The organism is Aurantiacibacter rhizosphaerae (assembly GCF_009807005.1).
Lineage (GTDB): Bacteria > Pseudomonadota > Alphaproteobacteria > Sphingomonadales > Sphingomonadaceae > Alteraurantiacibacter > Alteraurantiacibacter rhizosphaerae.
Window position 1 is genome coordinate 34,744 of record NZ_WUBR01000004.1, and the last position, 24,264, is coordinate 59,007.

22 protein-coding genes and 1 tRNA gene are annotated in these 24,264 nt (G+C 60.2%); 8 read left to right on the plus strand and 15 right to left on the minus strand.

Going from position 1 to position 24,264, the window contains the following annotated elements; all coding sequences use genetic code 11:
- Positions 1–12: 12 nt before the first annotated feature.
- The 7 genes from GRF63_RS15465 to GRF63_RS15495 all read right to left on the minus strand — a co-directional run bounded on the left by GRF63_RS15465 (position 13) and on the right by GRF63_RS15495 (position 9,932).
- Positions 13–1,578, minus strand: coding sequence for a phytoene desaturase family protein (locus tag GRF63_RS15465; protein WP_160486978.1), 1,566 nt, complete (start codon positions 1,576–1,578; stop codon positions 13–15).
- A gap of 210 nt (positions 1,579–1,788) precedes the next feature.
- Positions 1,789–3,987: a TonB-dependent receptor gene (locus GRF63_RS15470; RefSeq protein ID WP_160486979.1), complete on the minus strand. Its 2,199-nt coding sequence runs from the start codon at positions 3,985–3,987 to the stop codon at positions 1,789–1,791.
- 599 nt (positions 3,988–4,586) lie between these two features.
- Positions 4,587–5,483 (minus strand): 3-hydroxyisobutyrate dehydrogenase, encoded by an 897-nt coding sequence (mmsB, locus tag GRF63_RS15475; RefSeq protein ID WP_474075937.1) that lies wholly within the window; start codon positions 5,481–5,483, stop codon positions 4,587–4,589.
- Entirely contained in the window at positions 5,461–6,243 is a 783-nt protein-coding gene (locus GRF63_RS15480; RefSeq protein WP_160486981.1) for an enoyl-CoA hydratase-related protein, read from the minus strand. Before GRF63_RS15480 ends, mmsB begins: the two co-directional genes overlap by 23 nt.
- Positions 6,240–7,286, minus strand: a complete 1,047-nt coding sequence (locus GRF63_RS15485) for an enoyl-CoA hydratase/isomerase family protein (protein WP_160486982.1) — start codon at positions 7,284–7,286, stop codon at positions 6,240–6,242. The genes GRF63_RS15480 and GRF63_RS15485 overlap by 4 nt, the downstream gene beginning before the upstream one ends.
- Positions 7,283–8,428: an acyl-CoA dehydrogenase family protein gene (locus tag GRF63_RS15490; protein ID WP_160486983.1), complete on the minus strand. Its 1,146-nt coding sequence runs from the start codon at positions 8,426–8,428 to the stop codon at positions 7,283–7,285. The genes GRF63_RS15485 and GRF63_RS15490 overlap by 4 nt, the downstream gene beginning before the upstream one ends.
- Before the next feature lie 4 nt (positions 8,429–8,432).
- Positions 8,433–9,932, minus strand: coding sequence for a CoA-acylating methylmalonate-semialdehyde dehydrogenase (locus tag GRF63_RS15495; RefSeq protein WP_160486984.1), 1,500 nt, complete (start codon positions 9,930–9,932; stop codon positions 8,433–8,435).
- Positions 9,933–10,025: 93 nt separating this feature from the next.
- On the opposite strand from GRF63_RS15495, the gene GRF63_RS15500 reads away from it, so the two are divergent.
- Positions 10,026–10,916, plus strand: coding sequence for a LysR family transcriptional regulator (locus GRF63_RS15500; RefSeq protein ID WP_237392563.1), 891 nt, complete (start codon positions 10,026–10,028; stop codon positions 10,914–10,916).
- A gap of 59 nt (positions 10,917–10,975) precedes the next feature.
- On the opposite strand, the gene GRF63_RS15505 is transcribed toward GRF63_RS15500, so the two are convergent.
- The 5 genes from GRF63_RS15505 to GRF63_RS15525 all read right to left on the minus strand — a co-directional run bounded on the left by GRF63_RS15505 (position 10,976) and on the right by GRF63_RS15525 (position 14,381).
- Positions 10,976–11,052: transfer RNA gene (locus GRF63_RS15505), tRNA-Met, on the minus strand.
- A gap of 222 nt (positions 11,053–11,274) precedes the next feature.
- Positions 11,275–11,814 carry a 2'-5' RNA ligase family protein gene (locus tag GRF63_RS15510; protein WP_337189697.1) on the minus strand — a complete coding sequence of 180 codons (540 nt, stop codon included), beginning with the start codon at positions 11,812–11,814 and terminating at the stop codon, positions 11,275–11,277.
- On the minus strand, positions 11,811–12,782 hold the full coding sequence (mltG, locus tag GRF63_RS15515) for an endolytic transglycosylase MltG (protein ID WP_160486986.1): 972 nt from the start codon (positions 12,780–12,782) through the stop codon (positions 11,811–11,813). Before mltG ends, GRF63_RS15510 begins: the two co-directional genes overlap by 4 nt.
- A gap of 1 nt (position 12,783) precedes the next feature.
- Entirely contained in the window at positions 12,784–14,046 is a 1,263-nt protein-coding gene (fabF, locus tag GRF63_RS15520; RefSeq protein WP_160486987.1) for a beta-ketoacyl-ACP synthase II, read from the minus strand.
- Between the two features lie 98 nt (positions 14,047–14,144).
- Positions 14,145–14,381 (minus strand): acyl carrier protein, encoded by a 237-nt coding sequence (locus GRF63_RS15525; RefSeq protein ID WP_160486988.1) that lies wholly within the window; start codon positions 14,379–14,381, stop codon positions 14,145–14,147.
- Positions 14,382–14,526: 145 nt separating this feature from the next.
- Here GRF63_RS15525 and GRF63_RS16615 point away from each other — a divergent pair, with 145 nt between their 5' ends.
- From GRF63_RS16615 to GRF63_RS15535, 3 genes are all read left to right on the plus strand, one after another.
- Positions 14,527–15,204, plus strand: coding sequence for an MBL fold metallo-hydrolase (locus tag GRF63_RS16615; RefSeq protein WP_237392564.1), 678 nt, complete (start codon positions 14,527–14,529; stop codon positions 15,202–15,204).
- A 21-nt stretch (positions 15,205–15,225) separates the two neighbouring features.
- A complete protein-coding gene (locus GRF63_RS16620) occupies positions 15,226–15,879 on the plus strand; it encodes a rhodanese-like domain-containing protein (RefSeq protein ID WP_237392565.1) in 654 nt (217 codons plus the stop codon).
- A gap of 120 nt (positions 15,880–15,999) precedes the next feature.
- Positions 16,000–16,434 carry a ferritin-like domain-containing protein gene (locus GRF63_RS15535; protein ID WP_160486989.1) on the plus strand — a complete coding sequence of 145 codons (435 nt, stop codon included), beginning with the start codon at positions 16,000–16,002 and terminating at the stop codon, positions 16,432–16,434.
- A gap of 69 nt (positions 16,435–16,503) precedes the next feature.
- On the opposite strand, the gene aspS is transcribed toward GRF63_RS15535, so the two are convergent.
- A complete protein-coding gene (gene aspS / locus GRF63_RS15540; protein ID WP_160487123.1) occupies positions 16,504–18,363 on the minus strand; it encodes an aspartate--tRNA ligase in 1,860 nt (619 codons plus the stop codon).
- Between the two features lie 183 nt (positions 18,364–18,546).
- Between aspS and rnd the strand changes: the two genes are divergently transcribed.
- The 3 genes from rnd (at position 18,547) to GRF63_RS15555 (ending at position 21,908) form a co-directional block, all read left to right on the plus strand.
- Positions 18,547–19,779, plus strand: coding sequence for a ribonuclease D (gene rnd, locus GRF63_RS15545; RefSeq protein ID WP_160486990.1), 1,233 nt, complete (start codon positions 18,547–18,549; stop codon positions 19,777–19,779).
- Positions 19,776–20,672 (plus strand): LysR substrate-binding domain-containing protein, encoded by an 897-nt coding sequence (locus GRF63_RS15550; protein WP_160486991.1) that lies wholly within the window; start codon positions 19,776–19,778, stop codon positions 20,670–20,672. Before rnd ends, GRF63_RS15550 begins: the two co-directional genes overlap by 4 nt.
- 72 nt (positions 20,673–20,744) lie before the next feature.
- Complete coding sequence (locus tag GRF63_RS15555) at positions 20,745–21,908, plus strand: serine hydrolase (RefSeq protein WP_160486992.1); 1,164 nt, start codon at positions 20,745–20,747, stop codon at positions 21,906–21,908.
- A 15-nt stretch (positions 21,909–21,923) separates the two neighbouring features.
- Here GRF63_RS15555 and pgsA read toward each other — a convergent pair whose 3' ends face one another.
- A complete protein-coding gene (gene pgsA / locus GRF63_RS15560; RefSeq protein ID WP_160486993.1) occupies positions 21,924–22,517 on the minus strand; it encodes a CDP-diacylglycerol--glycerol-3-phosphate 3-phosphatidyltransferase in 594 nt (197 codons plus the stop codon).
- Between the two features lie 118 nt (positions 22,518–22,635).
- On the opposite strand from pgsA, the gene GRF63_RS15565 reads away from it, so the two are divergent.
- A complete protein-coding gene (locus tag GRF63_RS15565) occupies positions 22,636–23,979 on the plus strand; it encodes an MFS transporter (protein ID WP_160486994.1) in 1,344 nt (447 codons plus the stop codon).
- On the opposite strand, the gene GRF63_RS15570 is transcribed toward GRF63_RS15565, so the two are convergent.
- Entirely contained in the window at positions 23,980–24,189 is a 210-nt protein-coding gene (locus tag GRF63_RS15570; protein WP_160486995.1) for a hypothetical protein, read from the minus strand.
- Positions 24,190–24,264 lie beyond the last annotated feature (75 nt).

Sequence of the window (24,264 nt, forward strand, 5' to 3'; positions counted from 1 at the left end):
ATTGCATAGTCGTCACCAATGGGAAAAGCCCACGGACAACGGGATATCGAAATCATCGAACATGCGGATCGCGGTTGCGCGGCCGCCCAGCGTCACCGTGCCGCCCGGATGCATGGTGCAGCCCGCCAGATACAGTCCGTCCACACCCGGCACGCGGTAGTTCGAAAGTTCCGGCGTGGGCCGCGCGCCCAGCAATTGATCGGATGTCATCGCGATGCCCATGATGTCTCCCTTGCGCATGATGCGGCTGTGCCGATCGTGATCCGCCGGAGATTCGATAAGGCGCGCGGTGATGCTGGATTGATCGATATTGGTGGTGAAGGATGCGAACCAGTCGAACACCGCATCGGCCGCTTCCTGCTTCATCGCGTCCCAGCCACCCTGCACTTCGAATGGCGCAAACTGGTAAAGATACATCGCGGCCTGGCCCGCCGGTGCGCGGCTGGGATCAATGTTGCTTTGCACGTTCACCAGCGGCCCCAGATGATCCAGCGGCATCAAATTGTTACGGAAATCTTCAAACGGCTTGATGAAGGATTCCCAGTCCGCCGAAAGGCATTCCACCAGCGTAGGCTCGGCAAATTCGTCACCCTGCTTCCATTTCGGTGCCTCGGTCAGGGCGATCTGCTGATTGAGGGCGCCGAATTCGCTCAGCTTTACCGCCTTCGCGCGCGCCGCCACATCGGTAGGCACTTCGGGCACCATATCACCCAGGTCCCACGGGTGGATATTGGCCACCACTGCCTTGCTTGCGCGCATCTCCTCGCCATCTTCCAGGCGCACGCCGACACAGCGCCCGCCCTCTACGATCAGCTTGTCCACCGTGCGGTTCAGCTCAAGCTGGCCGCCGTGGTGATAGAGGCAATCCACCAGAGCCTTCGTCAGGTTTTTGGAGCCGCCCACCACCGTGCCCATCTCGAACGTGTGGGACAGGCCCAGCAACATATACATGGCAAGGCCGGTGCCGGGAGTATCCGGCCCGGTCATCATCTCACCCGCCCATTTGGCGAAGTGAATTTTCACCTGCGGCGATTCAAAGCGAGCGTTCAGGAAGTCCAGCACGCTGCCGCCCATGGCCGCAGCGATGCCCCTGCCCTTTTCGCTGGATGCGAGCAGCTTGTTGAATCCTGCCGCCGGCATTGGCGGGGCGTAGAATGCGGTGGTGAGTACCGGCAGCAACTCAAACGCTTCTTCCACCAGCTGCGCATAGGCAATGGCATCGCGTTCGCTGAACTGTCGAATGGCATCGATCGTCTTGTCGATATCGCGATACGAGATGAGTCCCGTGCCATCATCGAAGATGGAGGCGAAGGGCGCGCGGGTATAGGCCCAGCGCAGGCCGAAACGTTTCTCCAGCTCCAGCTCGTCATGCCGCACGATGGGGTTGGCAAGACAGGTCATGTAACCCATCGCGTGGGTATCATGGACGAAGCCTGGCGCGATCTCGACAGAGACTACACCGCCGCCCGCCACCGCGTTCCGCTCCAGCGCAACGACGGACATGCCCGCCTTTGCAAGGTAGCACGCGGTCGCAAGCGAATTGCTGCCCGCACCTACCACGATCACATCAATCGTCATGCATCTCACCAGTTATTTTCTTGAGCGAAGCATAGCCCAAGAACCAATTAGTTTGCAAGCGTACGAATATGCTTGCGCAAGGATTATTGCCCCGTTGGCAGGCAATTGCGCGTGCCAACGGGACGAATGAGTGCATCGCGCGATCCAAAGAAAAAGCGCTCCCGACAATGGCCGGGCGCGCTCCTTCAATCATTGGCAAAAGACGAGAATTTAGAAATTCTTCGTCACTGTCACGCCGAAGGTTTGCGGTGCTGCTTCATTGGCCGATACCGCAAGCGATGTCGTGGTGATCGTGTTGAAGTAGTACTCGTCAAACGCGTTCTTCATCCATGCCCGAACGGACCAGTCGCCCGGTTCATTTACATAGGTAACGGCGAAGTTCACCAGGTTGTAGCTTTCCTGCCGCGTCTGGTTTGAGGGATCCCAGAAGAAGCCATCGTTATAATACCAGTCTGCGTTGAACCGCAGCGTATGATCAACAGACAGTTCGGCCACATACTGCGCCCCGGCAGAAACGACGAACTCAGGCGAGCGAGCCAGTTCATTGCCGGTTACATCGAGGTTGACCGGACGGTTCACCGCGGGCGGCGGGCCAGCGGTAGGCTCCCCGATGATATTCGCAGCGAAAGCCGGGAAGGAATCGAACTCGGTATGCAGATAGGCCACATTGGCATTCACGCTGAACGCAGGCGTTACCTGCGCAATCGCGCTGACTTCTGCACCATAGGACGTTGCCGAAGCACCGTTCTGAAGGATCGTGGCGCCACCCTGCCCAGGAGCCAGCGACTGCACCTGGATATCGGTGAAGTCATAGTAGAAGAAGCTGGTGTTCACTCGCAGGTCGCCATTCAGGAAGTCTGACTTGCTGCCCACTTCGTAAGACGTCAGCTTTTCCGGATCGATCGGGCCGGGATTGCTTGGCCCTGCCGCGTTGTAAACGCCGGGCTTATACCCCTTGGAATAGGTGGCATACAGCAGCGTCGATCCAAGATCGTAATCCAGCGTTACCTTCGGCGTGAAAGCGTCCCAGCTTTCCTCCGAATCCGGATATTGCGCAATGACGGTGATCGGCCCTGTCAGTTCGCCATTCGCAATCATGCGGGTGGCATCGTAGGCAGAGAATTCCTTCTTGTCCTTGCTGTAACGCGCACCAACCGTCAGGTTCAGGGCATCGGTGATCGGAACCGTAGCCTGACCGAACACGGCCCAGGACGTGGTCTTGATATCGGTATAGCTCAGGATGGGTGTGCCGAACACGGCAAGGCCGGTGGGGTCAAACGCTCCATCTTCGTAGAAGCCGTAAACGCCCACGGTCCAGGTGATGTCGCTGCTGCTGGGCGATTGCAGCTGGAATTCCTGCGAGTAATCGTCCGTCTGGCTGTCAGCGAACACGCTGAAGATCGGCACCGGGCCACCATCGATATCCGTACCGCCCTGGAAATCCACACGGCGATAGCTGCTGATGCTGACGAAGCGGGCGAAGTCCAGATCCACGTCAGCACGCAGGATACCAAGCGTTGCCTTGGGCCGCGCGGCTCCCCTGCCGTCTGAGGAATCGAAGAACTTGTCATCCGGATCGAAATTGGGCTGCAGCGTCACAGGGTCCTGGATGTTGCGGAACACGTTGCCATCGGCCTGCGCCAGCTCGGAATGTTCCAGCGAAGCTTCCAGCCTCACCGTGTCCAGATCCAGCACCAGCTTGCCGCGTACACCCCACAGCCATTCGTCCTCCGGCGTGCCGTTCAACTGCCGCTGATCTTCAGGGATCAGGAAATCATAATAATGATCGCGCCGCTGGCCGACTGCGTAAACACCGGCATACAGATTATCGGTGATGGGCCCGGAGACATAGGCATTGCCCTCCAACCGGTCATAATTGCCGGCGGTCAGCTGAACCTGCCCCTCCAGCTCTGACGTCGGCGTGCGGGTTACCACGTTAATTGCGCCGCCCAGCGCGTTCTTGCCGTACAGCGTGCCTTGCGGGCCAAGCAGAACTTCGATGCGCTCCACACCCAGCAGCGAAACCACTGTACTGGCGTTGTTCGCAAGATAGACGCCGTCGATATAGGTCGCGACGCTGGGATCGGAGTTGATCGAGGCGATGTCACTACCGATGCCGCGCAGATATGGGGTCGCGAAGCCGGACTGGTTGCCGTAGTTCAGCGAGGGAATGCTCAATTGCAGGTCCTGCGTCGTGATGACCTGCTTTTCGCTCAGCGCCTCACCTGTGATAGCGGTCACAGCGATCGGAACATCCTGCAGACGCTCGGAACGACGCTGCGCCGTCACGATGATATCCTGGATTGCACCGCCGCTCTGCGTGGCCTGCTGATCGGCGGGCTGCGCCGCCGTATCCGTGGAAGCCTGCGCATAGGCAGTCCCACTGACCGTAGTGAGAAAACATGCCAACGCGGCACGATGCAATTTATGTAAAACCTTGCACTTAGACATTTCTGCCCTCCCATCCTCTCAGAATTTTTTCTGATTACTTTTTGCAGTACTTATAAAATCGGCAGTCATGGCGGGCCAATTAAAGCAACTCGCCGCACTGCTGCTTCATCGCGCCGATCAATTGCCAAGAGCAACGCTGTCGCGATCAAAGCGATATTTCAGATCGTTTCGTCGATACCTTCCTCTTCAGACCCTGCGTATCCCCACACACATGCCGCATCGCCTATTGTATAATGCAGCATATCGTCTGCTAGCATACTATCTACTACGCAACAATAGTGAAATAAAAATTCGCCGCCGGTTTGAACAGTCCGCCGCGGCATTCACACGCCTTGCGGCGACCGGGCGTTCGACCACGTAAAAAAGGCGCCGGACATCGCACAGTCCGGCACCAAAGGTATTGCTGAGAAATGAGTTGAAGCGGCCGCGTCAGTGCTATGCCGAAACCGCAGGCACTGCACAGTGGAACTGCCCCGCCGTCACAGATCGCAGCGAGTCATCCGCATGGGTCCCCGCCGGCCCTGGCACTTGCGACAGCACCGGCGCAGCTATTCATGCTATTTCGAAAGTTCGAGGATAATCGCGGAGAAATCCAGATCGCCGTGATCCTCGGCAAAGGCTTCGTACAGTTCGCGGGCGCGCTGCCCCATCTGCGTGTCGACACCGGCAGTCTCAGCCGCGGCCATCGCCAGCTTCAGATCCTTCAGCATCAGGCCGGTGGCAAAGCCGCCCTTGTAATCATTGTCCGCAGGCGATTGCGGACCTACCCCCGGCAGCGGGCAATAGCTTGTCATGGACCAGCACTGGCCGGATGAGACGCTGGAAATGTCATAGAAGGTTTGCGGGTCCAGCCCCAGCTTCTTCGCCGTGGCAAATGCCTCGCAAGTGCCGATCATGTGAATGCCCAGCAGCATGTTGTTGCAGATCTTGGCGGCTTGCCCATTGCCCGCGTCGCCTGCATGGATCACGTTCTTGCCCATCGCATCCAGGATAGGTTGCGCACGCGAGAATGCCGTTTGCGAGCCGCCAACCATGAAGGTGAGCGTGCCGCCAGCAGCCGCGGCGATCCCGCCGGATACCGGCGCATCCACCATGTCATAACCCGCATCCTGCGCCATCGCGATCACCTCTCTTGCGGTGGCAACATCGATGGTGGAGCAATCGAGCAGCACCGCGCCCGCTGGCGCACCACCGATCACGTCATCGGAATAGACCGACTTCACGATGGCGCCATTGGGCAACATGGAGACGACAGCCTCCACCCCTTCCACCGCTTCCTTCGCGGTGCCAAAAACGGTGCAGCCACTTTCCTTGGCCGCATTCAGCGCATCTTCGGAAAGATCGAATGCGCGCACATCATGCCCCGCCTTTACGAGGTTTGCGGCCATGCCGCCGCCCATATTGCCAAGGCCGATGAATGCGATTTTCATATTAACGTCCCTTCCATTCGCCATCGCGTTTCTCGATGAACGCGGCCATTCCTTCGGCCTTGTCTTCCGTTGCCGCCAGGATCTGGAACAGGCGCCGTTCGTGCAAAATGCCCTGATCGAGAAATGTCTCGAAAGCCGCGTTGACCATTTCCTTGTTCACCTTGGCTGCCATCGGAGGCATCGCGGCGATTGCTGCAGCGGTTTTCACCGCATCTTCCAGCAGTTGGTCATGCGGCACCACGCGGGCCACCAGCCCGCTGCGCTCGGCCTCTTCGGCGTCCATCATCCGGCCCGTCAGGCACATTTCCATGGCCTTCGCCTTGCCCACCGCGCGCGTCAGGCGCTGCGATCCGCCCATGCCCGGCGCAACGCCCAGCTTGATCTCCGGCTGGCCGAACTTCGCCTTTTCGGAAGCAAGGATGAAGTCCGCCATCATCGCCACTTCACACCCGCCTCCCAACGCGAAACCATTGACCGCCGCGATCCAGGGTTTGCGCGTCGTGCGCACCAGGTTGCTGGTCCAGCGGGCAAAGAAATCCTCGTTGTAAAACTCGGCAGCGGGCTTGTCGGCCATCTCCTTGATATCGGCGCCGGCAGCAAATGCCTTGTCGCCTGAGCCGGTGAGGACGAGGCAGCCTTGCGTATCGTCCTTTTCGAAAGCGGCAAATGCGGCGATCAGATCTTCCAGCACCTGCGTGTTGAGCGCATTCAGCGCCTGCGGGCGATTGATGGTGACCAGCGTAACCTTGTCGCGGCTTTCTACGGTGATGGTGTCATAGCTCATAGCGGTTTCCATTCTTCATCAGCGGGCAGCGGCGCGAAAATTGCGTCCAGCATTTCGTCCGTCACGCCTTCTGGCGTGGCCGGGTTCCAGGCCGGGTCATTGGATTTGTCGACGATCACGGCGCGCACCCCCTCGGCAAAATCCGGACGGGTGAGCACGCGAGACGCGGCGCGATATTCATTGCGCATTTCCTGCGCAAAATCGGTGAAGCCCTCGGCCGCGGCAAGTTCATGCAGAGAAACCTTGCACGCCTGCGGGCTCTTGCTTCTCAGCGTGGCCAGTTCCTTTGCCGCCCAATCGCTCTCATCCGCTTCCAGGCTGGCGAGAATATCTTCAAATCGATCGGAGGCGAAATGCCTGGCAATGCGATCCGCATTTGCTGCGATGCGCGCTTCGGGCGGTGTGGCGGACAGTTCGGAGAGGATGCCGCCAGCCCGCGCCGGGTTTTCGATAATCCGCGCCTTTGCCTCGGCAAGCTTGTCACTCGGCAGGTAATGCGTCGCGATCCCGGCCCAGACACATTCCGCCCCATCGAGCCGCGCCCCGGTAAGTGCGATAAACTGGCCAAGGCGGCTGCCAAGCCGCGCCAGATACCAGCCACCGCCCACATCCGGGAACAGGCCAATGCCCGTTTCAGGCATGGCAAAACGCGTGTTTTCAGTAGCGATGCGGAACTTTGCGGGCATGGCAATGCCAACGCCGCCGCCCATGGTGATGCCGTCCATGAAGGCCACCACGGGCTTTTCATAGGTGAACATCTGGTGGTTCAGCCGATACTCGTCATAAAAGAACTTTCGGCCCGACACGCCGCCATCGTTCAGTGCCGAATGGCGCAGCAGATTGATATCACCACCGGCGCAGAACCCGCGCCCCTCCGCATGATCAAGGATTACCGCTTCCACGGCATTGTCTGCTGACCATTGAGTGAGAGCCGCGCTCATCGCGTGACACATATCGATCGTCAGCGCGTGAATTGCCTTGGGCCGGTTAAGCGACAAATGCCCCACGGCACCGTGTGTGTGAATCAGCACATCGTCCGTCATGGCCGCAGCATCTCCCGCCCGATAATCATGCGCATCACCTGGTTGGTGCCCTCCAGAATGGAGTGCACGCGCAGATCGCGCCAGAAGCGTTCGATGGGGTAGTCTTTCAGATAGCCATAGCCGCCCAGCAGCTGCAGCGCGTTGTTTACAACATTGCTACCGCTGTCGGTGGCAAGGCGCTTGGCCATGGCGGAGAACTTGCTCTTGTCAGGCGCGCCGCCCGTTACCTTGGCGGCGGCGAGGTACAGCAGCGCGCGCGCTGCCTCCAGCTCTGTGGCCATGTCGGCTAGCATGAACTGCGTGTTCTGGAACTCGGCAATAGGCTGGCCGAACTGCTGGCGATCCTTGGTGTAGGCCACCGCTTCGTCCAGGCATCGCTGCGCCCCGCCAAGTGAACAGGCCCCGATGTTCAGCCGTCCGCCGTCCAGCCCGGCCATGGCGAACTTGAAACCGTCGCCCTCGTCACCGATGCGATTGGCCACTGGCACGCGCGCATCCTCGAAGATCAGCTGCGCTGTCGGGCTGGCGTTCCAGCCCAGCTTCTTTTCCGGCGCGCCGAAGCTGAGGCCGGGGGTATCCTTGTCCACCACGATGGCAGAGATGCCCCGGCTCTTGTGCTCGCCCGTGCGCACCATCACCACATAGACATCGTTCACCCCGCCGCCGGAGATGAACTGCTTGGTGCCGCTCAGCACATAGTGATCGCCGTCCAGCTTTGCCGAGGTCTTCAGCGCTGCCGCATCGGAGCCGGAGCCCGGCTCGGTCAGCGCATAGCTGGCGAGCTTTTCCATGGTGACCAAATCGGGAAGGTAGCGATCCTTCAGATCCTGACCGCCGTAAGTGTCGATCATCCAGGCGGCCATATTGTGGATGGAAATAAAGGCGCTGGTGGTGGGACAGCCATAGGCCATCGCCTCCATGATCAGCGCAGCCTCCAGCCTGCCCAGCGCAATGCCGCCCGAAGCCTCCGACACGTAAATCGCGCCGAAGCCCAGCTCTCCGGTCTGCTTTATCACGTCCACCGGGAAGTGGTGCTTCTCATCCCACTCGGCTGCGTGCGGCGTGATGTTGTCCGCAGTGAAGCGCCGCGCCATCTCCTGGATGGCGAGCTGGTCTTCGGTGAGGGCAAACTGGCTGTCCATCGCCTTAGCCCATAGTGGGGATGACGAAGGCGTTGGAGCCGTCTCCACCACCATCGGGCCAGCGCTGGGTTACCTTCTTGTTCTTCGTCCAGAACCGCAGGCCTTCCATGCCGTACTGATCAATATCGCCAAAGCCGGAACGCTTCCATCCGCCAAAGCTGTGGTAGCTGACCGGCACGGGGATCGGCACGTTGATACCCACCATGCCCACGTTCACGCGGTTGGCGAATTCGCGCGCGGCGTGCCCGTTGCGGGTGAAGATTGCCACGCCATTGCCATACTGGTGTTCGCTGGGAAGCCGCACGGCATCCTCGAAATCCTTGGCGCGCACGATTTGCAGCACGGGCCCGAAGATTTCTTCCTGATAGCTTTTCATTTCCGGCGTGACGCGGTCGATCAGGGTCGGGCCTACAAAGAAGCCGTTCTCATGACCTTGCAGGGTGAAGCCGCGACCGTCGATCACGATTTCGCCGCCCTCGTCCTCTGCCGTGGTGATCCATTCCTCAACCCGTGCCTTGTGCTCTGGCGTCACTACGGGGCCGTAATGAGCATCGGGATCGTTGGACACGCCGACGCGCAGCGCATTGATCGCCGGGATCAGCTTCTCGCGCAGCCTGTCCGCCGTGTCCTCGCCCACTGGCACCACCACGGGCAGCGCCATGCAGCGTTCGCCCGCAGAGCCGAAGGCTGCGCCGGCAAGATCGTTCACCACCTGATCCAGATCAGCGTCAGGCATCACGATGCCGTGGTTCTTCGCGCCGCCAAACGCCTGCACGCGCTTCGCATTCGCGGTGCCGCGTGAATAGATATATTGCGCGATGTCGGATGATCCGACGAAGCTGATCGCGGGGATTTCGGGATGGTCGAGAATGGCGTCCACCATCTCCTTGTCGCCATGGATAACCTGCAGCAGTCCCTCTGGCGCGCCGGCCTCCACGAACAGTTCGGCAAGGCGAATGGGGACGGAGGGATCGCGCTCGCTGGGCTTCAGGATGAAGGCATTGCCCGCCGCGATGGCCATGCCGAACATCCACATCGGGATCATCGCAGGAAAGTTGAACGGGGTGATGCCCGCGCACACGCCAAGCGGTTGGCGCATGGAATAGACGTCGATACCGGGGCCCGCGCCCTGCGTATATTCGCCCTTCAGCGCCTGCGGAATGCTGCATGCGAATTCGATGACTTCAAGGCCGCGCTGCACATCGCCCTTGGCATCGTCGATCACCTTGCCATGCTCGCTCGAAAGCAGCTCAGCGAGGCTCTGCATATTCGCCTCGATCAGTTCCTTGAACTTGAACATCACGCGGGCGCGGCGCTGCGGATTGGTGGCCGCCCATTCCGGCTGCACCTTCTTGGCTGCCTGAACTGCGCGATCCAGCAGGGCGCTGTCGCCCAGCCCCACTTCGGCCTGAATCTCACCCGTCGAAGGGTTCCAGATTTTGTGGGTACGCGCGGGCTTACCCGCATCAACACCGGTGGCGATGAAATGATTGATCTGTCGCACTATGGCCTCTCCATTGTTTGGGGGAGAGGTTAGAACTGATTTTTTTACACACAACAGCAAAGAATGCAGCTATAACCTGCAATTATGCAGCATATGGACTGGAACGATCTCAGGGCCTTTATCGCGGTGGCCCAATCGGGCAGCCTGGCCAACGCGGGGCGCGTGATGGGCACCGATCCCACCACTGTAGGTCGGCGGATTAAGCGGCTTGAAAACGATCTCGGCATCATCGCCTTCGAACGCACCCGCAACGGGCAGGTCATTACCGAGGCCGGGGAAGCCTTGCTGGCAAAAGCGGAATCCATGGCGGCCGCGGTCCGCCGGATCGAGGAGACGACCGATCCATCCAAGGGCATCTCGGGCAGCTTGAGGATCAGCGTTTCCGAAGGATTCGGCAGCCAGTTCCTGACGCGGCACCTGTCTCAACTCAGCAATGCCCACCCCAATTTGACGATAGACCTTATTGCCAACAGTGGCTTTCTAAGCCCGTCCCGGCGCGAGGCCGATATCTCTGTAATGCTGTCCAGGCCGCGCAGCGGGCCGGTGATATGCCAGCAGCTTGCCGATTACCGGCTAGGCCTGTTTGCCAGCGGCGATTATCTGGAACGGTACGGCACGCCCACATCCGCCACCCAATTGGCGCAGCATCACGTGCTGGTGGGATATGTGCCCGATCTAATCTACGCCCCGGAACTGAATTACCTGGACGAGATCCAGCCCGGCCTGACAGCCAGCATTCGCTCACCCAGCATCGTGGCGCAGCAGCGCCTGCTGTCGGAAGGCGTGGGCATTGGCGTGCTGCCTTGCTTCATGGCGGAAACCAAGCCGGAACTTGTGCGCATCGTACCGGAACAATCGATCATCCGCCGCTTCTGGATCGTGACACATCGCGATACGCATAATCTTGCCAAGGTGAAGCTGGTGCGCCGATGGCTGGTCAATTGCGTGCGCGGCAGTAAGGACGCGTTGATGCCCGATCAGTGACGGAGTTGCGGGAGCGCCCGCTGGGCTGCACCGACTCAACAAGACTGAAATTTTGAGGATGGTAGCGGAGGAGGGACTCGAACCCCCGACACCAGGATTATGATTCCCGTGCTCTAACCACCTGAGCTACTCCGCCATCCGGCATCGCCAACCGGCCACATGGGCGGAGGCGAGGCGCGCCATTTAGGTGGGCTTTGCGATGCGGTCAACCTGCCATTTTGCACTTACCGGAATCAATTTGATTACGCCTGCGCGCCCGCGTTCTTTGATGCTTTCGGCGCAAGCCCTTGGCGTTCTCTCACCGCGCGGATTCCGGCCAGCTAATGCCGCACGAATTGGTCGCTCACTTCGCGCCTACCTAGCGTCGCCTGGCCCCGTTTCCGCGGAAAGCAAAACGCCCCAATTCTTCCCACGGGCCGCCGCGATAGGCGTGCAATTGCAGCCCCGTGAAAGCGAAATCGCGCGGCTCCACGCGCGGCGCCAGATCGGCCTGCAAGGCCTTGGCAGCCTCAATGCTCACCTTGTTCTGCACGGTGACATGCAGGCGCGGCTTGTGCTCGTCCTGCGGGGTCAGCATGCCGTGGAAGCGATCCGCCAGATCCTGCCAGATGGCGATCATCGCCTCGCTCTCCAGCTTCAGGGCCGTGCCCTTCCCCAGCTTCATGATACCGACAAGGCGCGCCGGGACCGGCGGGTTATCGCGCGCAAGATCCTTCAGGCAATCGCGCAATTCGCCTTCGCAACTGGGCGGCAGGGCGTGGAACAGCGTGACATGCGCCTTCAGGTAATTGCGCTCAGGCGGGAAGTGATCGACGCGAAGCTGGTTCGCCCAACTGAACAGGTCCGGCGGCATTTCCGCCGTGACGATCAGCGGCGCCGGTCCACCCTCACCTGTCACATTTCTCCCCGCTCGCGGCGCAGCGCGAACCACCGTTCAACGGCTTCATTATGCTCTGCCAGCGTGTCGTTGAACTCGTGCCCGCCCGAGCCATCGGCAACCATGAAGATCGCATCCGTCTCGGCAGGATTGAGCACGGCCTCTATACTGGCGCGGCCCGGATTGGTGATCGGACCGGCAGGCAGCCCCGCCATCTGATAGGTGTTGTAATCGTTGATATCCGCGATTTCGGACTGGCGGATACGGCGGCCCAGCGGGCGACCCTTCGTGATCGGATAGATGATGGTCGGATCGGCCTGCAGGAAAATGCCCTGCCGCACGCGGTTGGAATAAAGGCCCGCCACCATGCGCCGTTCTTCCGGAACGCCGGTTTCTTTTTCGACAATAGAGGCCAGCGTCACGGCTTCTTCCGGGGTCTTCGCCACTGTGCGATCGCTGCGCTGCGGCCAGAGTTCGGCAATGGTATCGTCCATGGCGCGCTGCATCCGGGCCAGCACGGCCACGCGCTCCTCCCCGCGTTCGAAATCATAGCTTTCGGGGAGGACGCTGCCCTCTTCCGGCACCGGAATGTCGCCCACCAGCAATTCTTCTGCCATCAGCAGATCATGCACGATGGCGGACGGCGTTCCTTCGGGAATGGTGACGAACCGGCGGATTACGTCTCCGTGCTGAAGGTGATCCAGAATGCCGGCATTGCTGATGCCCTCAGCCAGCAAGAACTCACCTGCCTTGATGGGATCGCCGCTGCCCAGCACCTTTGCGCGCAGCAGGAAGCCGTCGGCAGAGGCGATGTGCCCCTCCTCCTCCAGCTTGGCCGCAACGGAGGTTAGCGAAGCGCCGGAGGGGACGATGAAAGCCGTCTCCTCGTCCACCTGCGATCCGCCGTACCAACCCAGCGCAAACCAGCCACCCACGGCCGCCACCGCCAGGATTCCCAGCGCCACCACGACCGCGAGCAGTTTTTTCATGTCAGTCCTCGACGCGCTTCATCACCAGCGAGGCATTGGTGCCACCAAAGCCAAAGCTGTTGTTGAGCACTGCGTTCACTTCCCGCTTTTTCGCGGTCAGCGGCACCAAGTCAACGTCCTCTGTCCCCTCATCGGGGTTATGCAGGTTGAGCGTGGGAGGCACGATCTGATCGCGCATGGCGAGGATGCAGAAAATGCTCTCCACCGCGCCTGCGCCGCCCAGAAGGTGACCGATGGCCGATTTGGTGCTGCTCATCGAAGCACCGCCAAGATCATCGCCCAGCACGCGCTTCACCGCTGCCAGCTCGATGGTGTCCGCCATGGTGGATGTGCCGTGCGCGTTGACATAATCGATATCCGATGCGTCGAGCCCGGATTTTCGAATGGCCATGCGCATCGCGTTTTCCGCGCCCTTGCCTTCAGGGTGCGGCGCGGTGACGTGATAGGCATCGCCGGACAGGCCATAGCCCACCACTTCGGCGTAGATCTTCGCGCCGCGTGCCTTGGCGTGTTCGTATTCTTCCAGCACAACGACGCCTGCGCCTTCGCCCATCACGAAACCGTCGCGGTCCTTGTCGTAAGGGCGGCTGGCTTCGGTGGGGCGGTCGTTCATGCTGCAATTGAGCGCGCGTGCCTGCGCAAAACCGGCAACGCCCAGCGGGTTGATTGTGCTTTCCGCACCGCCTGCCAGCATGATGTCAGCATCGTCATCCCTGATCATGCGCGCTGCATCACCAATGGAGTGGGCGCCGGTGGAGCATGCGGTAACGACAGCGTGGTTCGGACCCATCAGGCCATAGGCAATCGATACCTGTCCGGAGATGAGATTGATCAGGCGGCCGTGAACGAAGTGGGGAGAAACCCGGCCCGGCCCGCGCTTGTGCAGATTGACCGATTCCAGCTCTATGCCCGGCAGCCCGCCAATGCCCGAACCGATCGAGCAGCCAGCGCGTAGCTTCGTCTCTTCATCCAATTCGGTGAGGCCGGCATCTTCCAGCGCTTGGCCAGCGGCGTCGATGCCATAGACGATGAACGGATCGACCTGGCGCTGGATCTTGCTGTCCACGCGCTTGTTCGGATCGAAACCCCATTCATGATCGGCGGGCTTTACCTCGCCCGCGATCAGACATTTCTGCCCCTCGGTATCGAAGCGGGTGATCGTGCCGATTCCGCTTTCGCCCGCGATAAGGTTTTTCCAGACCGTTTCGACATCGGCTCCCAAGGGGGTGACAAGGCCCAGTCCCGTAACGACGACACGCCGCATAAATCTTCTCCAATCAAGAAAGGCCCAGCCTCAACGGCCGAGCCTTCCAACCCCGTCCGCGTCCGGGGAGACCATTCGCGAACGAGGCCAGTGGTCGTTTAAGAGACGTGCTCTTCAATGTACTTGTTAGCGTCGCCGACCGTGTTGATCTTTTCGGCAGCATCGTCCGGGATTTCCACGCCGAACTCTTCTTCGAACGCCATGACCAGCTCGACGATGTCGAGGCTGTCGGCGCCCAGGTCGTCGATGAAGCTGGCTTCCGGAGTCACCTTCTCTTCTTCAACGCCGAGATGCTCGACAACGATCTTTTTAACGCGTGCAGCGATATCGCTCATGTATGCTCTCTCACTTAGGGTTTTGAATAATGCATTCGCCCTAATGAACGCTGGCTAGCAAAGCAAGTGCCGGAAATCTCCCGTGCGGCAGGTATTTTCCGGCGGCGCGCGGAAACCGCCACCCGCCCTCGTCCATTTAGCCCGTATGATACTGGAAAAGATAAAGACGCCCGGCCTCTCGCACCTGTCCTACATCGTGGGCTCCGGCGGCAAGGCTGCCGTGATCGATCCGCGGCGCGATTGCGAGATCTACGTCGAAAAAGCGCGCGCCGAAGGGCTGACGATTACCCATATTCTGGAGACCCATCGGAACGAGGATCTGGTGTCGGGCTCTCCCGTCCTCGCCGAATGGACGGGCGCAACGGTTCTCCACGGGCCAAACGCCGGCGGCGATGTGGCCTTCGCCAAAACCGCACGCGAAGGCGACACGGTAGAGATCGGCCAGTTGAAGATCGAGGTGCTGGAAACACCCGGCCACACGGACGACAGCCTTTCCTTCGTGCTGCATGACACCGCCTATCCCGATGGACCGGTGGGCGTGTTCACAGGCGATGCCCTGTTCGTTGGCGATGTGGGCCGGACGGATTTCTATCCCGACCGCGCGCGTGAGGTGGCCGGCGCCCTTTATGATAGCCTGCAAAAGCTCCTGGAGCTGGGCGATCAGACGCTGCTTTATCCCGCGCATGGCGCAGGCTCCGTTTGCGGATCCGGCATGGCGGAGCGGGAGTTTTCCACGATTGGCCATGAACGGCGAAACAATCCGCGCCTCCAGATCAAGAGCCGGGACGAGTTTATCGAGGCCAAGCTGGCCGAAGTGCATTAGCAGCCGCCCTATTTCCGCCTGATGGAACGGCTGAATGTCGAGGGCGGTAATGCCCCACCGAGGGTGATGCGCCCGCGCATGCTGAGCCTGAAACAGCTTGAAGATTGCGGCGCAGATCACCTTATCGACGTGCGCGAACCCGGCGCGTGGTGCGCAGCACATCTGCTGGGCAGCTATTGCATCCCTGTGTCAATGATCCCCGCCTTTGCCGGGTGGTTCGTCGGCGAAGGGGAAAGCGTGGCGTTGGTGGCGGCAGACGAGGACGCGCTCGAAACCGCGAAGACCCATCTCGCTCGTATCGGGCTCGACAATATCGTTGGTGCTTACACCGGAGTGATCCCCGCAGCCGCACAGGGCCGTGATCTTGGACAGGTTCCGATGATCAAGACGCAAGAGGTAAAGCGCAGGATCGAAGCCGCAGACAATGGCTGGACCCTGATCGACGTGCGCGCCGCAGATGAACGGGAACAAGCGAAGATCGATGGCTCGACCCACATCTATGCCGGTCATCTGAACGAGAAATGGCAGGATCTCGATCCGCTGGCTTCCTATACGCTGATGTGCGCCAGCGGCATGCGCGCCACCGTTGCCGCCAGCTGGCTGTCCAGCAAGGGGTTTGCCAATGTTGATGTATATCTGGGTTCGATGGGCGCTTGGAATGCCAATCAAGGTTGAGCGGATAGTGCCTTGCGCCCTTCACAAAGCGACGACGTGTTTCTTTTGTACGACAACCGCGTGAACCTATCGCCGCCTGCTCCGTTGGTTAGGTAAGAAACTGATCAAAGGAGATTTTTTATGTCTGCCAATTCCGTGCTCAAGACCCTTACCGACACCGCTTTCGATTCGGTCGAGGGCTATCGCAAGGCTGCAGAAAAGGCCAACAGCCCTCAGCTCAAACAGGCTCTGAACCGTCGCCTTGAACAGCGCGAACAGACCGTCGGCAAGTTGAATGCTGAAATCTCGCGCCAGGGTGGTGAGCTTATCACCAAGGGCACCGTCACCGGTGCAGCGCATCGCACCTGGATGAGCATCGCCGACGCCTTTGAAAACGGTGACGAAGCCGCCGCAGAGCGCGTTGAAGAAGGTGAAGATTACCTGAAGGGTAAATTCGAAAGCGCGCTGGAAGACGACGATCTCGATCCGCAGTCACGCGCCGTGATCCAGCAGTGCTATGCCGAGATCAGCGAAGGCGAGCGCTTTGGCGATATGATTGACAAACAGTTCGACTAAGCCGGACTGACATAACAACCTTGAGTAGGGCGCGATTTCCAATCGGGAATCGCGCCCTTTCTCATGCGATCAGCTGTCTTTCGGCGTCACGTCGTTGTTGGCTGCATTGCTATTCATATCGGTTTTCTCCGCAGCAGAGGCAGCCTTGCTGGCCTCCACGGCTTCACCCGACAGACGAATGTGGACATCGCGCAACTGCCGCGCGCTAACGGCCGATGGTGCTCCCATCATCAGGTCCTGCGCGCGCTGGTTGAGCGGGAAGGCGATCACTTCGCGAATATTCGGCTCATCCGCCAGCAGCATCACGATCCGGTCAATCCCCGGTGCCGAGCCACCATGCGGCGGTGCGCCCAGCTTGAATGCCTCGATCATGCCGGAGAAGTTGGCGTCCACCTCTTCCTGCGAGTATCCGGCAATCTCGAACGCCTTGTACATGATATCCGGGCGATGGTTACGGATCGCGCCACTGGAAAGCTCGTAACCGTTGCAGACGATGTCATACTGCCACGCCTTGATATCCAGCGGGTCCTGCGTTTCCAGCGCCTCCATCTCGCCCTGCGGCATGGAGAACGGGTTGTGGCTGAAATCGACCTTTTTCAGCTCCTCATCATATTCGAACATGGGGAAATCCACGATCCAGCAGAACTTGAAGCAGCCCTGCTCTATGATCTCCAGCTTCTCACCCGTGCGTGTGCGGGCAGCACCGGCCAGCTTTACCGCGTCTTTTTCCTTGCCGGCGGCAAAGAACAGGCCGTCATTCTCGCCGAGGCCAAGCTCGTCATACAGCTTGGCCATTTCTTCCGGGCCGTGGTTCTTGGCGATGGGGCCGCCAAATTCGCCGCCCTTGCGAGTAACATAGCCAAGGCCGGAGAAGCCTTCCTTGCGCGCCCAGTCGTTCATCTCGTCGAAGAACTTACGGCTTTTTTCATTGGTGTTTGGCGCAGGGATAGCCCGCACCACGCCGCCGCCGCCCACGATCTTTTCAAAGATGCCGAAGCCCGACTTTTCGAAGTGATGGCTGACATCAGAGATGATGATTGGGTTGCGCAGGTCGGGCTTGTCCGTGCCGTATTTCAGCATCGATTCGGCATAGGGAATGCGCGGAAATTCGCCCGCTGGCGTCACGCTCTTGCCGCCGGAGAATTCTTCGAACACACCGGCCAGCACGGGCTCGATCGCCTGGAACACGTCTTCCTGCGTCACAAAGCTCATTTCGAAATCGAGCTGGTAGAATTCGGGTGAGCGATCAGCGCGAAGGTCTTCGTCGCGGAAGCACGGCGCAATCTGGAAATACCGATCGAAGCCAGCCACCATCAGCAGCTGCTTGAACATCTGCGGCGCCTGCGGCAGCGCGTAGAAGCGGCCCGGATGCAGGCGGCTGGGCACCAGATAATCGCGCGCGCCTTCCGGGCTGGATGCGCCAAGGATCGGCGTCTGGAATTCAGAGAAGCCCTGGTCCGTCATGCGGCGGCGCAGCGAGGTAATCACCTGGTTGCGCAGCATGATATTGTTGTGCACCCGCTCCCGGCGAAGGTCGATAAAGCGATATTTCAGGCGCGTATCTTCGGGATAATCTTCGCCCGAATTCACGATCAGCGGCAATTCGTTGGCGTGGCTCTGCACGGTGACAGAGCGGGCAAACACCTCGATCTCACCAGTCGGCAGGTTCTTGTTCACCGCCTCCGCATCGCGGGCCTTCACCTCGCCATCGATGGTGATGACGCTTTCCAGCTTCAGCGAATCCAGCAGTTGCAGGGCGGGCGAATCCTCGTCTGCCACCACCTGCGTGATGCCGTAATGATCGCGCAGATCGACGAACAAAACGCCGCCATGATCGCGCTTGCGGTGGATCCAGCCGGACAGGCGAACGGTATCGCCGACATTTTCTTTCGTCAGCTGTGCGCAGTTGTGGGTACGATAGGCGTGCATGGGGACTCTTTTCATTTGGCAGGTTATGGCGCTAAAGGCGCGCGGACGATGCGCTGACATACGCCACTTTGTATGCGCGCGCTAACAGGCGAAGCAGGGCCTTTTGTCAAGGTGACACCACCTTGCACGGGCAATCCGGCAACGCCGCAGGGCGGTGAACCGCCCAGACAGAAAAGAAGACGAATGCAAATCCATCCCCTGATTACCAAGACCGAAGAGCTGGCCGAACTTTGCGAGAGGCTGGCAAAACACGATTTCGTGTGCGTCGACACCGAATTCATGCGCGAAAACACCTATTACCCGCTGCTATGCCTGATCCAGATCGGCAACGAGGAAGAGGCCGCCGCCATCGATCCGCTGGCCAAGGGCATGGACATGACCCCGTTGCTGGACCTGATGTGCGATAATGAGGACGTGCTGAAGATCTTCCACGCTGGCGGGCAGGACGTGGAAATCATCTACAACCTCACCGGCAAGACGCCCCACCCCATCTTCGACACGCAGATTGCGATGATGGCGATCAGCCAGTCCGAACAGATCGGCTATGCCAACCTTGTTGAAAGCTGGTTGAACAAGACGATCGACAAGGGCGCCCGCTTCACCGACTGGAGCCGCCGCCCGCTGACCGAACGGCAGATCGAATACGCCATCGGCGATGTGACATACCTCGCCAAGATTTTCCCCAAGATCCTGAACCGCCTGGTAAAAACGGATCGCGGCCACTGGCTGAATGCGGAGATGGAAAAGCTGGCCGATCCGTCCAATTACGCCAATGATCTGGACGTTGCGTGGAAACGCATCCGCTCTCCCGGTCGCAATCCCGCTGTGCTGGGCCGTCTGAAAGCCCTTGCCGCGTGGCGCGAGAAAGAGGCGCAGGACAAGGATATTCCGCGCGGCCGCATTATCCGCGACGAAACGCTGGCCGATCTCGCCAGCCATCCGCCGAAGAAGCAGGCAGACCTTGCCAAGGTCCGCGGCCTTTCCAACGCCTGGAAAGAGAATGACATCGGCAAGCGCCTGATGCGCGTCCTCGAAACTGCCGAACCGATGGACAAGAGCGAGATGCCGGAAAAGGCCAAGCGCGGTGCTCCGCTGGGCAAGGAAGGCGCATTGGTTGCCGACCTTTTGAAGCTGCTGCTGAAAATCCGCTCTCGCGAAATTGACGTGGCATCGCGCCTGCTCACCCGGTCTGACGAGATGGAAGCACTGGCCGCTGGTCTGCGCAATCTGCCCATCCTTGAAGGCTGGCGCTACGAGGTATTCGGCAAGGATGCGCTGGATCTGGTGGAGGGCAAGCTGGCCTTCGCTGTCGAGAAGGGTCGCCTGAAGATGACCCATATCGATGATGTGCCAGCATCGGCCGCGACTGGCGATGCTGAGCAAACAGAAACCAGCGCAGATACAGCCGCCGAGTGAGCACTTACCTCCCCACGATCAAGCAGCTGCAATATCTCGTCGCGCTGCACGAGCAGCAGCATTTCGGCCGCGCGGCGGAGGCGAGCTTCGTTTCGCAGTCCACCCTGTCTGCCGGTATTCGCGAGCTGGAATCGCTGCTGGGCGTAACGCTGGTGGAGCGTAGCCGCCGTGTCGTGCGGTTCACCCCGCTGGGCAATGCGGTGGTGGCCAAGGCGCACCGCGTGCTGCGAGAGACAGAAGAGCTGGCAGAGATCGTGCAGGCCGCCGGAAAGCCTCTGTCGGGCGAATTGCGCATGAGCGTGATCCCCACGATCGCCCCATTCCTGCTGCCGCGCATACTGCCACGGCTGCGCCAGGAACGCCCGCAGTTGAAGCTGTTCCTGCGTGAGGAGACAAGCGACCAAGCACTGGAATCGCTGCACCATGGGCGTGCCGATTGCGTGCTGCTGGCCCTGCCCTATGCCACTGGCGAGGTGGACAGCGCGAAGATCTGCGAAGACGAATTGTTCGTCGCCTTCCCTAAGAACGATCCCCGCGATCCCCCGGCAGAAATCGCGCCTGCCATGATCGACGAAGGTCGGCTGCTGATGCTGGAAGACGGGCATTGCCTGAAAGAGCACGCGCTGGCCGCCTGCAACCGCCCGGAACTGCGCGCCAGTGCCACGATGATCGGCACCAGCCTGCACACGCTGGTGCAGATGGTGGACAATGGTCTGGGACTTACGATGCTTCCCAAGATGGCCATCGATGCGGGCATCCTGCACGAGACGGACGTCGTCGCGCGCCCCCTCAAAGGTTCGCACACCAGCCGCGAAATTGCGCTGGTGTGGCGCGCCAACAGTCCGCGTAGCGATGAGTTTCGCCTGCTGGCAGAGGAGTTGCGCGCTGGCTGATCCTGTGCGCAAGTTCCCAAAAAGACTGCGCAAACCGGCGGAAATATCGGCGTGCTGAATCGTTGCATGAGCATGATCAGAACCACAGCCGCGCTATTATCCTCCACCATCCTCCTTACCGCATGCGGCACTGCCGATGACCCGCAGCCGCCCTATGGCGTGGAATGGGGTGACGAGATTCGCGAGGCGAAGGTGAAAACCGCGGTGGCCGCAACGCCCACCCCCACCCCAACGCCAACACCCGATCCGCAAGTGGTGGAGGCGCGCGATGCGTTGTCTGCCACGTTTGATCGCATCGGGCAGGAATTTGGCGGTTCCTTGGGTATTGCCGTGGTGGATGTGGATACCGGCTGGAGCACCGGGTTCAATCAGAATGCCCTTCTGCCGCAGCAAAGCGTCAGCAAGACATGGGTCACGCTGACAGCACTCGAAATGGCCGAGAAGGGTCAGCTTGATCTGGACAGTCCGATCCGCGTCAGCCGCGAAGATCTGACCTTGTTTCACCAGCCGATCCGCAAGGAGATCTTGCGAATGGGCGCTGTGGAAACAACCATCGGCGAACTGATCGAGCGCGCGATCCAGAAAAGTGACAACACGGCGAATAACGCCATCCTGCAACGCGTTGGCGGCCCCGCCGCCGTGCGCGCAATGCTGGCCCGCAACGGGCTGGAGGGCATTCGCTTCGGACCGGGCGAAAAGCCGATGCAAAGTGCCATCGCCGGGCTGGAATGGCGAGACAGCTATTCATACGAAAACAACTTCTTCGATGCGCGGGACAAGGTGCCCGATGCAAAGCGCAGGCTCGCGTTTGAAAACTATCTGGCCGATCCGGTGGACGGTGCCACCCCTATCGGCATCGCGCGCGCGCTGGCCAGGATAGAGCGCGGCGAGGTCCTGTCTGAAAAGAGGGCCGAAGAATTCCTCACCATCATGTCCAACACCAGCAGCGGCCCGCGTCGCCTGAAGGGCGGCCGCGCCGATGGCTGGGTCATTTCGCACAAGACGGGCACGGGGCAATTCTGGAACGGCCAGCAATCAGGATATAACGACGTTGGCGTGCTATTTGCGCCGGACTCGTCTGCCTATGCCGTGGCCGTGATGATCGGCGTGACGGAGCGCCCGACGATCCAGCGTATGGACATGATGCAATCGGTAACGCGCGCAGTCATCGCCTTTCACGAGGCACTTGCGGCTGCGAGCGAGGTTAAGAGCGGCTCAGAGACGGACGACAGTTAAGAGCCTGCCCTGCCTTCAGTCCATGTGTTTCAGGCCAACGCGCAGGTAATCCCAGCCGGTAATGACCGTCAGGATAGCAGCGCCCCACAGGGTGATAAGGCCCACGGTGTGCGGCACGTTGGCATCGATTGCGCCCACATCCACAGTCCAGCCCGGCAGGCCCTGCCCCAGTATCAGTGATCCCAATGCGATCAGCTGAAATGTCGTCTTCCATTTCGCCAGCTTGCTCACCGGCATGCTGACCTGCAATCCGCCAAGAAATTCCCGCAAGCCCGATACGGCGATCTCGCGGATCAGGATGATGAGGCCTGCAATCACGTGCGCATCGCCCACATAGGGGCCGCGCAATATGCCCTGTGCCGCCAGCACCAGGATGACGGTGGCCACCATGATCTTGTCCGCAATGGGATCAAGAAAGATGCCCAGCTTGCTGACCGCGCCGCTGGATCTTGCCAGCATGCCATCGAAATAGTCGGTAATGCCCATCGCGGTGTAGAGCGCGAAGGCGAGCAGGAAGCCAAGCTCCCACCCCGGCCACCACAGCAGGAAGCCAAGCAGCGGCAAGGCGCAGATGCGGCTAAGGGTGAGGATATTGGGCAAGGTCCACATGGTGGAACTGCCCCTAGCCGCTATTCGCTTCAGGAAAAAGTAGGCTTGGTGCTGCTATTCGACGGAAAAGTGGTTAAGCCCCTGCCCACCAGCCCGATCGGCGCCGCACGAAGGCCTTATGTTCACCTCCACCCACCTGCTCAAGCAACGCCGGTTCGTCCCGCTGTTCTGCACCCAGCTGCTGAATGCTTTCAACGATAATCTCTACAAGACGACGATGGTGCTGTTCGTCGTCTACAGCGTATATAACTCCGCCGATAGCGAGACGGTGTTCTCCGGCGTGGCATCGGCCGTGTTCATCCTGCCGTTCTTCCTGCTTTCCGCCATTGCCGGCCAATTGGCAGATTTGCGCGACAAGGCCGCAATCATTCGCAAGGTGAAGGCCGCGGAAATCGGCATCATGGCCGTGGGTGCATTCGGCCTGTATCTCACCTGGGAAGGCATAGCGGTGGAGGCGGTGGCTATCCCGCTGCTGATGCTGGCACTGTTTGCCATGGGCGTGCATTCCACCTTCTTTGGCCCCATCAAATACGCAATCCTGCCACAGCATCTGAAAAAGGAAGAGGTGCTTGCTGGCACCGGGCTTGTGGAGGCAGGCACCTATATCGCCATCATGACAGGCACGATCCTGGCAGGCTTCTTGGCCGACCACGTGGAGATCGCGGCGATCGCCATCATGGGTTTTGCCGTCATCGGCTATTTCACCAGCCGCCAGGTGCCCCCCGCCCCGCCTACGGGGGAGCCGGAGAAGATCGACTACAACCCGTTCACTTCATCGTGGAAGATGATCCGCGAATGCACCGCCAATCGGGAGGTGTTTTACGCCATCCTGGCCATCAGCTTTTTCTGGACCATCGGCAGCGTGCTGTTCATCCAGTTTCCGCCGTTGGCAAAGAACGTTCTGCTGGCAGACCCCACGGTGGCCAGCCTGTTCCTGGTGTTCTTTTCCATTGGCGTGGCGCTGGGTTCGGTGGCGGTAAACCTGCTGCTGAAGGGCGTGGTTTCTGCGCGCTATTCGCCGATCTCGGTTCTGTTGATGGCCGTGATGGTCGCGATATTCTATTTCGTGTGCAAGGCGTGGAACGCGGGCCTCCGCGATACGCAGCTGATGGATGTCGCCACGTTCCTGTCCTACCCCATGGCATGGGCCGTGCTGGGCAGCCTGCTGCTGATCGCAATTTTCGGCGGCATGTTCGTGGTGCCGCTCTACGCCTTTCTCACCACCAAGGTTGCGCCTTCGCAGGCCAGCCGCGCGGTGGCGGCGAACAATATCGTGAATTCTGGCGCGATGGTGTTCGGGTCGCTGCTGGCGCTGGGCCTCAGCGCGGTGGGCGTGCCATTGGCAGAGCAGGTTCTGCTGAGTGCCGGCATGTGCCTTGTATCGGTGTGGCTGGGCGCGCGCCTTTACAAGGCAGAAAAGGACGCGGCATTGATGGCGAGCGAGCCCGCCGCCACTATGTGATCAGGCGAAAAAGGTGATGGTGGCGATAAAGCCCGCCGCATAGGTTGCCGCGACGCTCTCCAGATCATGCCGGGAAAGGCCCAGCGCAATCCGTTTGCGCCATGGCGCCATCGGTTCAACCTCATTGGCGCGCGCCAGTGCATGTGGCGGCAGGGAGGCCCGGAAAGGGTGGCGGGCCGACTCGGTCGTTAGAACAAGGGAGCGTCTCATGATGCCGTCTTAACGATATGGTAACTATTTGGCTCCCCACCCTGTGGACATGTGCCTGCACGGGACGGTTGGTAA